The 12,158-nt window shown below is 37.4% G+C and carries 11 protein-coding genes and 1 riboswitch; of the genes, 4 read left to right on the top strand and 7 right to left on the bottom strand.

Annotated elements, in window-relative coordinates; translation table 11 throughout:
* Nucleotides 1-725 precede the first annotated feature (725 nt).
* The 3 genes from AC3WR0_RS18420 to AC3WR0_RS18410 all read left to right on the top strand — a co-directional run bounded on the left by AC3WR0_RS18420 (nucleotide 726) and on the right by AC3WR0_RS18410 (nucleotide 3,334).
* Nucleotides 726-1,229, top strand: coding sequence for an Lrp/AsnC family transcriptional regulator (locus AC3WR0_RS18420; protein ID WP_492553681.1), 504 nt, complete (start codon nucleotides 726-728; stop codon nucleotides 1,227-1,229).
* A complete protein-coding gene (locus AC3WR0_RS18415) occupies nucleotides 1,226-2,434 on the top strand; it encodes an aminotransferase (RefSeq protein ID WP_492553680.1) in 1,209 nt (402 codons plus the stop codon). The genes AC3WR0_RS18420 and AC3WR0_RS18415 overlap by 4 nt, the downstream gene beginning before the upstream one ends.
* A 462-nt stretch (nucleotides 2,435-2,896) precedes the next feature.
* The gene (locus tag AC3WR0_RS18410; RefSeq protein WP_492553679.1) at nucleotides 2,897-3,334 is read left to right on the top strand and encodes a GNAT family N-acetyltransferase; all 438 of its coding nucleotides are present in this window, start codon (nucleotides 2,897-2,899) and stop codon (nucleotides 3,332-3,334) included.
* 149 nt (nucleotides 3,335-3,483) lie between these two features.
* On the opposite strand, the gene AC3WR0_RS18405 is transcribed toward AC3WR0_RS18410, so the two are convergent.
* The 5 genes from AC3WR0_RS18405 to AC3WR0_RS18385 form a co-directional block, all read right to left on the bottom strand.
* Complete coding sequence (locus AC3WR0_RS18405) at nucleotides 3,484-3,936, bottom strand: flavodoxin domain-containing protein (RefSeq protein ID WP_492553678.1); 453 nt, start codon at nucleotides 3,934-3,936, stop codon at nucleotides 3,484-3,486.
* The gene (locus AC3WR0_RS18400; RefSeq protein WP_492553677.1) at nucleotides 3,926-4,972 is read right to left on the bottom strand and encodes a ribonucleotide-diphosphate reductase subunit beta; all 1,047 of its coding nucleotides are present in this window, start codon (nucleotides 4,970-4,972) and stop codon (nucleotides 3,926-3,928) included. The genes AC3WR0_RS18405 and AC3WR0_RS18400 overlap by 11 nt, the downstream gene beginning before the upstream one ends.
* Before the next feature lie 18 nt (nucleotides 4,973-4,990).
* A complete protein-coding gene (locus tag AC3WR0_RS18395; protein WP_492553676.1) occupies nucleotides 4,991-7,279 on the bottom strand; it encodes a ribonucleoside-diphosphate reductase subunit alpha in 2,289 nt (762 codons plus the stop codon).
* Nucleotides 7,272-7,457: a hypothetical protein gene (locus AC3WR0_RS18390; protein ID WP_492553675.1), complete on the bottom strand. Its 186-nt coding sequence runs from the start codon at nucleotides 7,455-7,457 to the stop codon at nucleotides 7,272-7,274. The genes AC3WR0_RS18395 and AC3WR0_RS18390 overlap by 8 nt, the downstream gene beginning before the upstream one ends.
* A riboswitch (cobalamin riboswitch) is annotated at nucleotides 7,415-7,610 on the bottom strand. It overlaps the preceding gene by 43 nt.
* Before the next feature lie 420 nt (nucleotides 7,611-8,030).
* Nucleotides 8,031-8,984, bottom strand: a complete 954-nt coding sequence (locus AC3WR0_RS18385; protein ID WP_492553674.1) for an NAD(P)-dependent alcohol dehydrogenase — start codon at nucleotides 8,982-8,984, stop codon at nucleotides 8,031-8,033.
* Nucleotides 8,985-9,232: 248 nt separating this feature from the next.
* Here AC3WR0_RS18385 and AC3WR0_RS18380 point away from each other — a divergent pair, with 248 nt between their 5' ends.
* Nucleotides 9,233-9,379: a hypothetical protein gene (locus AC3WR0_RS18380; protein ID WP_492553673.1), complete on the top strand. Its 147-nt coding sequence runs from the start codon at nucleotides 9,233-9,235 to the stop codon at nucleotides 9,377-9,379.
* A gap of 656 nt (nucleotides 9,380-10,035) precedes the next feature.
* Here AC3WR0_RS18380 and AC3WR0_RS18375 read toward each other — a convergent pair.
* Together AC3WR0_RS18375 and AC3WR0_RS18370 are read right to left on the bottom strand one after the other, a co-directional pair.
* Entirely contained in the window at nucleotides 10,036-11,439 is a 1,404-nt protein-coding gene (locus AC3WR0_RS18375; protein WP_492553672.1) for a sensor histidine kinase, read from the bottom strand.
* Entirely contained in the window at nucleotides 11,429-12,103 is a 675-nt protein-coding gene (locus AC3WR0_RS18370; RefSeq protein WP_492553671.1) for a response regulator transcription factor, read from the bottom strand. The genes AC3WR0_RS18375 and AC3WR0_RS18370 overlap by 11 nt, the downstream gene beginning before the upstream one ends.
* Nucleotides 12,104-12,158 lie beyond the last annotated feature (55 nt).

Here is a 12,158-nt window from a genome sequence, read left to right as displayed (position 1 = left end):
ATAATTATACTTTTCAGTCAATTTTAACTTTTCGAATAACATAGAAAACGTTTTCATGAAAGCGTTTTTATTATTGTTGTAAGTAGCGACTTTGACAATTCAGAAAGCAATAATATTATTGCAAAAAGTAACTGCCTATGAGGAAAGCAAAATAAACCAATTAAAATAAAGCTGCAATGCAGCTCCATTTTTATTGATTCCTATTGAGAAACAAAGGGTGCCATTTACAAAATATCTCAACTCCCTCAATAAAGAAAGCAAATTCACTACTTCTATATATCAACCCTCAATACTGTCTCATCACCAATCTATAGCTCGATGAGTTAATTGCTCTCCTCTTTTTTTAACCATCAAGCAGACATTTTAGGTATTAGTATTTTTATTTTCTTTAAGATACTTAATGTTAGTTATATAACAAAAATGCTGCCTTGAATGGTACTAGTCTAGTTGCTTTTTTTACTAAGAATGTATTTACCTTCTTTCGATATAGGTGATACAATACCTAAAAATACAATGATTATAAGTTCCCTTCCCTAAAGCGTTAAGGCAGCATGGTGCTAAACCAAGATCCATCAAGTGGCGAGTATTGATTTAGGTTTTAACTCTTTTATTCTAGGTTAAATGAAATATTAATATTATTTAGTTAGTCATTAAGTTTATATTGGTACACAAAAATCAATTGGCAGGTTAATGAAGGATTTTATGTAAAGTTGAGGAGCGATGAAATGAAACTTAGCAGTGAAGAACTAGAAATTTTGAAAATCCTTGAGGAAAATAATAAAATCCCGGTTGAAACCATTGCTTCTATGGTTCTATCGAGCGAGGAAACTGTCAAAAATACCATTCAGAAATTAGAACAGGAAAAAATTATTATCAGTTACCCGACATTGATTGACTGGACAAAAGTGGAAGGCCAAGAAAATGTGGTCGCCATGATTGATGTAAAGGTAACTCCTAAACGGGGTGTGGGATTCGACGATGTAGCAGAACGAATTTATCGATTTCCAGAAGTGTCCTCCTTGTATCTCATGTCAGGTGCCTATGATTTATCAATTACTGTAGAAGGAAAATCAATGAATCAAATTGCTGCCTTTGTATCAGAAAAATTATCAACCATCGAAAATGTTATTTCTACCACTACTCATTTTATGTTAAAAAAATACAAGCATGACGGTGTGGTATTCGACCGCGGGAATGACAAAGACAGAAGGATGGTTATTACACCATGAGTATGGATTACTCTTCCTATATTTCCGAAACTGCAAATCAGCTTAAGCCCTCCGGCATCCGGAAGTTCTTTGATTTGGCTGCAGGGATGAAAGACGTCATTTCCTTAGGGGTTGGGGAACCAGACTTCGTTACTCCCTGGAATGTACGAGAAGCTACCATTCTATCTTTAGAACTAGGTTTTACCTCCTATACGGCTAATCCGGGTTTACTTGAATTAAGGGAAGAAATCTCCTCTTACCTTCGGAACATCTTTGGTGTCAGTTATAAAGCCGAAAATCAAATCATTGTCACTGTTGGAGCCAGTCAAGCACTTGATTTAGCTTTCCGTGCCATATTGAACCAAGGCGATGAAGTATTAATTGTGGAACCTGCATTCGTCTCTTATGGCCCGTTAGTATCTATCGCCGGCGGTAAACCTGTGCCCATTTCAACATCACCTGAAAATGGGTTTAAGGTAACACCGGAACAAATTGAAAAGGCAATAACGGAAAAAACAAAAGCTATTTTGCTATGTTCTCCTAACAATCCAACAGGCAGTTCACTTACCAAAAAAGAGTTAATGGAAATTGCAAGGATTATTGAAGAGCATGATTTATTAGTGGTCTCTGATGAAATCTATGCTGAATTATCCTATGACGAAGCCTTTACCAGCTTTGCATCCATCGAGGGAATGTACGAGAGAACCATTTTAATCAACGGATTTTCAAAAGGATTTGCCATGACAGGCTGGAGATTAGGGTTTCTAGCAGCACCAGCCGAATTGGTTCAGGTAATGCTGAAAATCCACCAATATACCATCATGTGTGCTCCGCATATGCTGCAGCATGGTGCCCTGGAAGCCCTTCGCAATACATATAGTGAAGTAGTAAATATGAGAAACAGCTATCGGCGAAGAAGGAACTATATGGTTCAGTCTCTTAATAAAATGGGTTTGGAATGCCATACTCCCGGTGGCGCCTTCTATGTCTTCCCTTCGATCAAATCAACTGGAATTACCTCGGAGGAATTTGCAGAGGAGCTTCTCATTCAAGAAAAAGTAGCTGTCGTTCCTGGTAATGTGTTCGGTGAGTGTGGTGAAGGATATATTCGCTGTTCCTACGCAGCCTCAATGGAACAGCTTCAAGAATCAATGAAAAGGATTCAAAGATTTATTCAGACCAAAGGAGTATTTAGGGAAAGTACTTTGGAACAATATACTCTTTAAACAGTTCAAGTGCCCCTTTTAAAAAAAGTATAATTAACAAAGTTCACTTTTGATGGATTAGGAGGAGACTTTTAGCCCCCTCCTAATCTATAGTTTCATTACTTTTAGTATCAAACAGATATTTACACACTTAATAATAAATGGCAATAATTCCTTATAGCATTGATGAACGACGTTTCCCCGAGGCACTACCTGCTTGCTTTGGCCGTTCTCACAGTAAAAAAACTTACCCTACTGTTAATCCAATTCGCCCCCTATACAAGGTTTTGAAAAGCAAAATGAAGTAATAATTTTCCCTATACTCTTCAATGCAAAAGAATGCCATTTTCTTTTTATTTAATGTCCTCTGAGGCTCTTAAAAGATAAGATTATAGTACTTTTTACTAAAATGTTTAGTTCAGGCACTTACAGCCTCCCTTTTATATATATTAATTCAAAAATGTCTTTTTTAGGGGTGCTGTTATGACAATTAGATTAGCCAACGAAATGGAGACGGATTATATTCTGAAGCTTACCGGACAAGTAATAGAAGAGAGCACTATAGGTTATTCCATAAACAACGTCCAAAGCGGTTATAACATGTTTCTTCCCCTTATAAGAAATGGAGCTTATTATATTGTTGACGAAGAAAATGGTTGGTTAAAAGGATGGGCATTATTAGGGGTAGAGCGAAATGTAATGACGGGTAAAACCTTTGGCAACCTCTTTCACTTGTATGTTTTTCCCGGCAACAGAAATAATGGGATCGGCAAGAATTTAATCAAGGCGGCTATACAGAATCTAAAATCTTCAGGGATAGATACCATTCAGCTAAATGTTTTCACCGGCAACTCTGCTAAATCGCTTTATGAAAAGCTTGGCTTCAGAAGCATCTCGAATATTATGGAATTTAATTTTTGAATAAGTTGATCGAAAATGCAGGAGCGATTCAGAGACTCAGCGGCTCTTTAACAGATATAGGCACGAATACCGAAAAACAAAGGTGCATTAACCGTTTAAGATTAATGCACCTCTCTCATAAGTATTAATATTTTATTATTCTTCTTCCTTTATATCACTTCTAACTGTAGTCGTCCTAATATAGATTCAGCAAATTTAATACAACGGCTACAGTCCTTTGACTGCGGAGATAACTCAATTTTTAACGTAGCGGCAAGGGTTGAATGGACAAAGAGCATGTCCCTAAATGCATCAACAGCTCCACAAAAATTGTGATAAAAGCTGTCCCCTGTTCCAACAACTCCTGTAATAAGGTTTTTTACATCCTGCCTTTCAAAACCTTTAAAAATTTTATGCATTTCTTTGGGAATACTTCCACTTCCCCATGTATACGTCGCAATTATAACAGAATCAAAGTCCGCCAGCCTCTCGACTGTGAACTCCCATGCAGTATATATTTCCAGGGAGACAGAATAGGTACGGAAACAGCTGGCTAATAAATCCACTAAGCTTTTTGTATTCCCAGTGACCGAAGCATAAATAATGGCTATTTTAAAGTTCATCGAAACCGTTTGACTGGGTAACTTTAGTATAAGTTCGGGATTTTTGTTCAAAGAAATCTGATTTTGTCTCATTGATCATCTCATCGCTAAATACATGTATCCAGGGCATTGGATTATTTCCATCCTCATATAAATTCCCGAGTCCAAGCTGACGCAGTCTTTTATTTGCTAAATATTCAACATAACCCTCGAATTCTTTTAAATCAATTCCATTCATATCTTTCAAAATGACTTGGGCCCATTCCTTCTCGAGACTTACCGCTTTTCCAATTGCATCATATATATATTGAATGTTTTCCTCTGTATTTAGGTCTGGATTTTCAGATAAAAGAATTCTTATAAATTGTGATATAAAATAGGCATGCTGCATCTCATCCCTTTGGATATAGCTGATCATCGTACTAGTTTTAAGCATTTTTTGCTGGCGGGCGAGATTATAGAAAAAGGCAAAGCCAGCATAAAAATATATACCTTCTAAATTAATAGAGTTAATACCCAGTTCAAATAGTCTTTGAGGAGAAGGATTTTGCCTGAAATTTTCATATGCTTCTAAAATCAGTACGTTTCTTTTCTGAACAATTGGATCCTCCTTTGCCTCATTAAATCTTTTATTCTGCTCGCTCAGCGGGACTAAGGAACTTAGAATATATGAATATGATTCATTATGAACGGCTTCCTGTTGGGCTATCACTGCAAATATCGCTTTAAAGCTCGAATCTGTCACATAGTCCATTACCTGGCTCATTGTGGGTGTTTGGAGACTATCCAACGATGCAAGCTGTGTATTAACTCGCAGGAAAATATCCTGTTCAACTGCTGAAAGCGAATCCCATTGTTTAATATCATCCTGCATATTGATTTCCTGAGCCTTCCAGAAATTCGACAATAAGGTCTGATATAAATCATACATTTGTGGATAGGCAATATCGTTCCAATTGAGTAACCCTGAAGACTTTCCGTTTACAATACCAGTTGAGCGGTTTGGATCGATTGGACTTAATAGTTTACTCTTATTTAAAGGCATATTAATATTCATCTTTATTCTCCCTTTTGATCAGCTATGGCAAGCTTCACATTCCTCTATTTCTGCCTGAGAGGTACTCCGTACATAATAGGTCGTTTTCAATCCAAGCTTCCATGCTTCCAAATGCATGTTTAATAATTCCTTTGCTTTAATATCATGCTTAACGTAAAGGTTGAAGCTAATAGATTGGTCAATATGTCTCTGCCGTTTGGCATTTTGCCGTATACTCCATGTCTGGTCAATTTGATGTCTGGCACGACGGTAAAATTCGTATGTGATATGGTTGAGATCTGGAGCGGTCACTTTAAATTTAAAGTTTTTCTTCTCTTCCGCATATTCCACTGAATATAAGGGATCAATACCATCTGTAGATCCGCCTATCTTTGCAGTTGAAGAATTAGGAGCTACGGCCATAAGCCATCCATTTCGAATTCCAGTCTTCCCCACCTCTTCCTGGAGTTGCTTCCATCGATTTGAAGAATACTGCCTTCTTTCAAAATATTTTCCTGTTTCCCATTCCGATCCGCAAAAATGGCTGTAAGTACCTTTTTCCTTTGCAATTTCATTTGAAGCACGAATCGTATAATAAGCTATATCTTCATAGAGATGATCGGCATATTGTACTGCTTCCTCTGACTCCCAATAGATTCCTCTCAAGGCCAGAAGATGATGCCAGCCGAAGGTACCAAGACCTACAGCTCTATACCTTTTATTTGTAGCTTGAGCTTGTCTAACGGTTATTGTGTTTAAATCAATCACATTGTCGAGCATCCGAACCTGTATATGAATTAATCTTTCTAGTACATTAGCAGGAACAGCCTTTGACAAATTAATAGAAGACAGGTTACAAACGACAAAATCTCCGGGCCTGCGAACAATGACTAAGTCACCATCCTCATTTTGGTACTCTTTTATAATAGAAGTAGGCGACATATTTTGGGCAATTTCCGTACATAAGTTACTGCAATAAATAGATGTCCTTCCTTTTCCTAAAAGATGCTTATTAGGATTTTGACGGTTCACTTCATCCCGATAAAACATATATGGTGTGCCTGTTTCAAGCTGGGCAACCATGATACGCGCCATGATATCCATTGCCCGATATGTTTTTCTCGGAAGTAAAGGATTATTTACCGCCTCAGTGTATTTCTCAGTAAACGCCTTTTTATCTGTATCATCATAAAAATCCTCAAGTCCCAGCGGATTTCCCTTTTCATCCTTCCATCCCATTTGCTGCTTTACTTGATGCGGACAAAAGGTATGCCATAAGCCGATACTTCTGCCCGATTCATCTGTATTGAGCAACTTTTCCATAAATAGATCAGGAATACTGACACCTGTAAAAATATCATGAGCTTTTCGGCGCTCGTCTCCATTGTTGGTTTTCAAATCAAGGAACCCATTCATAATGTCTTTATGGAAAATATCCAGATAAATAGCGATAGCCCCTTGCCGCTGGCCAAGTTGATCCACACTTACAGCAGTGTCATTAATAAGGCGGATCCAAGGAACTACACCAGACGACATTCCTTTAAAACCTTTAATATCTGAACCAAGGGCTCGTACCTTTCCATAATAAATGCCAATTCCTCCGCCGTCCTTACTTAGCCTAGCAATATCCCAATTATTTAAGTAGATACCATCAAGTGAGTCCTCAACAGTATCAATGAAACAGGAGGACAATTGTCCGTATGATTTACCCGCATTTGATAAGGTAGGAGTTGCAACAGTCATGTAAAGATTACTCATTGCCCAATAAGCTTCTTTAACAAGCGAAATTCTTTTTAATTTTTCCTCCTCCATCATTAAAGTCATAGCAATAACCATGAATCTTTCTTGTGGGAGTTCATAAATTTTTCGTTCGTAATCTCTGGCAAGATAACGATCTGCAAGTAAAAATAATCCTATGTAATTAAATAATTGATCTCTTTCTGGTTTAATTTCCTTTGAGAGTTCCTCTATTTCTTCTATTGTAAAAGAACTTAATAATTCAGTTGAATAAATCCCTTTTTTTATTAGGGTTTCTATTAATTCGTAAAAATTTCCATACTGTAAAACTTCATCATATTTTCGATTTTTCGCTGCTTCCCGATATAGTTCATTCAAATATAATCGGGCAGCAACATAGGACCACTCTGGCTGATCAATAGTAATATTGTTCAATGCATAAAACATTGCCTGGTTGTTGGCTTCATGTTCTGATATCTCCAATTCTGCCAATCTGTTTTTTAATTCGGCTGCATCTAATCCAAACTTTTCTGCTGCAGTCTCAACAGCTTTCATGACCCTCAAGTATTCCGCATCCAACTGTTTATTCATGGTTATTCCCTCCAATAAAATAAAAAATCCGCTCATGTAATTGAGCGGATGAAACGATCACATCAAAAGGAATGAAATTACAATGGATAAACCTTCTGATTGCCATCGTTTCATCTTCCCAATCCCCGAGGAAGTGAAACTGCTTAAGATATGACAGGTCTCCTGACTCATGCTTCACCCTACTTTGAACCCTTCCCATACAAGCACCCATTTCCGAGCAATTTGTATAGTGGTTTGTTCATTTCGTCTGCATTTACAGTTGCGGGGGCAGTTCTGGATTTAAACCAGATTCCCTTTTAAGCCAAACGGCATCGCATCTCAAGGCATTACTATATGTAGTTGGTAATAAAAATTTAAATCAATATGTAGAAATTATATTTTTTATGTTAACGGAAACTTCTATATAAAGCAAGTAATTATGTATTGGCTTAAATTTTTTTTCCACTCTGATCATTCAAAAGTATAAATACTAATACTACTTTTAATTGATTAGGAGGAGGCGACTCAGCCGTCTCCTAATCCATAGTTTCATTACTTTTATCTCTCTTCATAACCATTGTGGCTTATCCTAAAGTTAAATTTTTAAATTAAGTTTTTTAAGTGTTTTAAAAAAAATAAAACTCACTTTAAAATATTAGCGAGTTTTCTCTGTTATTTAACGATTTATTTTTCAATTAAAGCCATAATTAATTGAAAAATAAAAACGCCTAATAGCGAAAAAAATAAAAATATCGGAAGGTATAAATCACACCTAATTGATATTAAGGACAATTTTCCCCTTTGTATGTCCACTTTCAATATGCCTGTGAGCCTCTACGATTTGTTCCAAAGGATAGCACATCTCAATAATGGGTTTTACTTTCTCTTCCTCCATAAGTGTACTTAAAAAGTCCAGATCGCTGACATTAGGTTTTGCAAGGTGTGCCTTAGCTTTTTTCCGACCAATTAAAGAACTTATCATCAATTGTAATGGATGATATTTGGGGTAGATTGGATGTTCTGTAATATAAACCCCGTTCTCGGTTAGCGAACGCAAACAACTGAAAAAGGTCCTTTTACCAACCGCATCCAGAATAACATCATACTTTTTTCCGTTATCCGTGAAATCTTCCTTAGTGTAATCAATTACGTAATCTGCCCCAAGGTCTTTAACAAACTGAAGATTCGAGGTACTACAAACTGCTGTTACCTCAGCCCCAAAGTATTTGGCGAGCTGAACAGCAAAGTGCCCGACACCGCCAGATGCACCATAGATCAAGACGCATTGGCCTTGCTTTATTTGTGCTACATCTCTCAACGCTTGCAGTGCCGTCTGAGCAGCACACGGTATAGCCGCCGCCTCCGCAAAGTTTACGTTCTTCGGTATAAGACTCAGGACATCTTGACGCGGGGAGACATATTCTGCGTGGGATCCCAAACAACTCCCAAAAACAATATCTCCCTCCTTAAATCTGTGTACGTTTTTGCCAACCGCTTCAACCGTACCCGAAACGTCTATGCCCAGTATGTGATTTTTGGGTTTTGTTAGCCCGTTCTCTAACCTTGTAGGCAAATAGCCCTTTCGGAACAGATTGTCATATGCATTGACCGAAGCATTATGCACTTTGATCAACACTCTATCGTCATCCTTGATGGATGGAGTTTCAACATCCTTTATCTGTAAGACTTCAGGCGGACCATAAGAATTGTAAGTGGCTGCTCTCAACTGTCTAACCTCCTTGATTATTTTATTGATTAGTAATTCTCGTCTTTTATAATGAAACGATTTCCCCTTTAAATAACATAGTCTGAAATTCCTTTTTTCTGAATTAAAGAAAGAGTAATGTGATTTAATCCCTGGGTTAAGATCAATTAGAATTCCCTTGATCCTTTACGCAGCGTTTTAGAAAAAAAGCTTGAATACACTCCAATTTAGACGGAAAGAATACTGTTATAAAAGCAGAGGTGATGAAGATGGATTCACAGTCCTATACAGCAGCTAACCTGTCGGAGAATTTGGTTGATGAGCTAAAATCTCTTGAGGATAAGCTTAGCGAAAAGGCTAACAAGAAAGTTGTAGTTATCGCCTATGAAAAGGAAAATCAGGATAAATTAGATTAAACAATCAAAAAGAGAAATAGTCCTTCTATTTCTCTTTTTTGTGGTTGTTTTAATTCGCAACAAGTTTTATCCATCATATTAAAAGTATCCTACTAAGTTAATGCCATGATGGACAGGTAAATACATAGAACAGAGCATGCAAATAAGATTAGAGCTTTTCCAAAACTCCTCCTAATTTTAATTCCATAACTCAAAAAGAAGATGGCCGCTGCTAATTTGGAGCTACTTTGCAAATACGCTTGATTTGAAAAGTATGAACTGCTTAAAATAATGGAAGCTAGAAAAGTTATAGAGATTATTAATTTGAACCATAAAGGTTCATTCAAAAACACTTTAATCATAAATTTTACCCTTTGCATGAGGGGTTAGCTCCCTTCCAAAAAAACTAAATGGTTAATTAAACATATGTTGGGATTTTAAAAGTATCACTTGAAGGAGTTTCTTAAGAAGTTTTTGTGAATTTTATTTATCTAGTCCTATTAGCCCAAGTAATACTGTATTCGGTCTTTGTTCCCCTGCCTTTTAGTAAGTATTTTTATTTCGATAACTCCTTTTTTGTTATACAGAAAAAGCTGCCAAAATGACAGCTCTGGTCTATTTATATCCCCTTTTAAGTTACAAATCCCTTTCTTGCCCAAAATCTTTCTTTTAGAGGTTTATAGATTCGTATATATAGGGAGACAGACAGTAAAGGCAGTTCCTTTTCCTATGTCACTGCTCACTTTGATTGCTCCATGATGGGTATCCACAATCCACTTTGCAATCGAAAGTCCAAGACCATGCCCCCCCATTTGTCTTCCCCGGGATTTATCAGCACGATAAAACCGTTCAAAAATATGAGGAAGGTCCTTTGCCTCGATACCAATTCCACTATCCTGGACTTTAATAAACAGATCGTTTCCTTCATGAGACAAAAATAATTTTACAGTTCCTCCATTCGGAGTGTATTTAATGGCATTATCTAAAAGAATGTATAATAACTGCGATAATCTTTGAGGATCTCCGATTACAGGTATAGCGGCAGGTTTTTTTAACTCAAGGGTAATTTCCTTTGCATCAGCAAGAGGGCGAATTGATTCTGCTGTTTTTTCCCCCTGTTCACAAAAATCAAATACTTCTGCCCTGGTCTCTAATAAATTTGAATCCGAGCGGGCCAGTGTTAACAAATCGCTAACGAGATTGGTCATTCGCTTTACTTCCTGCCTCATATTCGAAACTACTTTTCCTATAAAATCCTCCTTTTGAGGTTCAATCGTCATTTCCATTGCATCAATCGATGATAACAAAACACTTAATGGTGTACGGAGCTCATGTGAGGCGTCAGCAACGAATTCTCTTTGTCTTGTAAATGCTCCGCTGATGGGAATCATCGCTCTTTTTGACATAATAAAACTAATGTATAAAGCAATCCCCAAAAATAGAATGCCGATAGCCGTTAGAATCCAAAACAGCCAATGCAATAGCTGATAGGCAAACGATATGTCTTTCCCAATATAAAGCTGGCCGATATATTTTCCATTTTCGTATATAGGTTTACTTGCCATCAAGAGACGGATATCGTTTGGCTCTTCTCGGGGGCGAAATTCCATCTTTTTTCCTCTTGGATTATGATTTCCTCCCATATGTATGGTTTGTTCACTAATCTGCTGATTATTTTGGAAATCTCTCTTCACAAGCCCTAGCAATTCTGGAGTTAATCGGGAGTCCGCCTGATTGCTCATCATCATTCGGCCCGTTGTATCAACCACATAATAAAAAGTTTGATTTGCACCTGCAAAAACGACCTCCTGGTCCTGCATGTGGAGGCTGCTGTGCGCATTTTTTGTTAAATAGTTTTCAATAAATCTTGCTTCCTGTTCTGCTAACGATTGAAGTTCATTTTCTTGATTCTTTATGATAACCGTATGGAGAACAGCGTAAACAATGACGATAAAAAGCAGAAGAAATAACATCATCAGACCACTGTAAATACGGGTTAACTGCCCTTGTGTGCTTTTAAACACATCCTTCTCCCGCAGGTTTGTTATGGTTCGCAGAAATACGATAAACTTATTGTTCAAGCCGGTATCCCACCCCTCTAATGCTTTGAAGCAAATCTTGTTTACCGAGGGATCCCAGCTTTTTGCGTATTAATTTCACCGTTGCATCAATCGTTTTCGGCGCAACCTCAGAATCCATTCCCCATATCCTTTCGAGAATAATTTCCCTTGGCAAGACCTGACCCTTATTTTGTAAAAGCAAATCCAATAATTGAAATTCCCGTGGACTTAATTGGACTGTTTCCGTTCCATTTCCCAAAATGTGGCTCATTCGGTTTAGAATTAAATCCTTTATCTTTATTTCCTCTTCCTTTATTGGAGCGTAGTTTCGGCGGCTAAGCGCCCGTAAACGAGCCAAGAGCTCATCTATTTCAAAGGGTTTTACAAGATAATCATCTGCTCCGGAATCCAATCCTACAATCCGATCCTGGATAGTATCTTTGGCGGTTAGCATGAGGATGGCTCCTGAGTAACCTTGCTTTCGTAAGCGGCCGCAAATTTCTATTCCAGTCCCATTAGGCATCATCCAATCCATCACGATTACATCATAGTAGGCTGAACTGGCATAATAATTAGCATCTTCTCCATCCATCACCCATTCAACATTGTATCCGCCTTTCTTTTTTAGCATATATACGATTAATTCCCCTAAACGTTCATCATCTTCAGCTAATAGGATGTTCATCACAGTTCTCCTTAAAATTCGAGTTTCTTTTATAACCCGAATCTTACCTTCGCTT

The sequence above is a fragment of the Neobacillus sp. FW104-15D2 genome, from assembly GCF_058790155.1.
Note: the sequence above shows the minus strand (reverse complement) of the source record. Positions and strands in the feature narration are given on the sequence as shown.

What these genes read in the sequence shown, in the direction of transcription:
- AC3WR0_RS18420 (WP_492553681.1), top strand. Translation starts at nt 726, where the DNA reads ATGAAACTTAGCAGTGAAGAACTAGAAATTTTGAAAATCCTTGAGGAA.
- AC3WR0_RS18415 (WP_492553680.1), top strand. Translation starts at nt 1,226, where the DNA reads ATGAGTATGGATTACTCTTCCTATATTTCCGAAACTGCAAATCAGCTT.
- AC3WR0_RS18410 (WP_492553679.1), top strand. Translation starts at nt 2,897, where the DNA reads ATGACAATTAGATTAGCCAACGAAATGGAGACGGATTATATTCTGAAG.
- AC3WR0_RS18405 (WP_492553678.1), bottom strand. Translation starts at nt 3,936, where the DNA reads ATGAACTTTAAAATAGCCATTATTTATGCTTCGGTCACTGGGAATACA.
- AC3WR0_RS18400 (WP_492553677.1), bottom strand. Translation starts at nt 4,972, where the DNA reads ATGAATATTAATATGCCTTTAAATAAGAGTAAACTATTAAGTCCAATC.
- AC3WR0_RS18395 (WP_492553676.1), bottom strand. Translation starts at nt 7,279, where the DNA reads ATGAATAAACAGTTGGATGCGGAATACTTGAGGGTCATGAAAGCTGTT.
- AC3WR0_RS18380 (WP_492553673.1), top strand. Translation starts at nt 9,233, where the DNA reads ATGGATTCACAGTCCTATACAGCAGCTAACCTGTCGGAGAATTTGGTT.
- AC3WR0_RS18370 (WP_492553671.1), bottom strand. Translation starts at nt 12,103, where the DNA reads ATGAACATCCTATTAGCTGAAGATGATGAACGTTTAGGGGAATTAATC.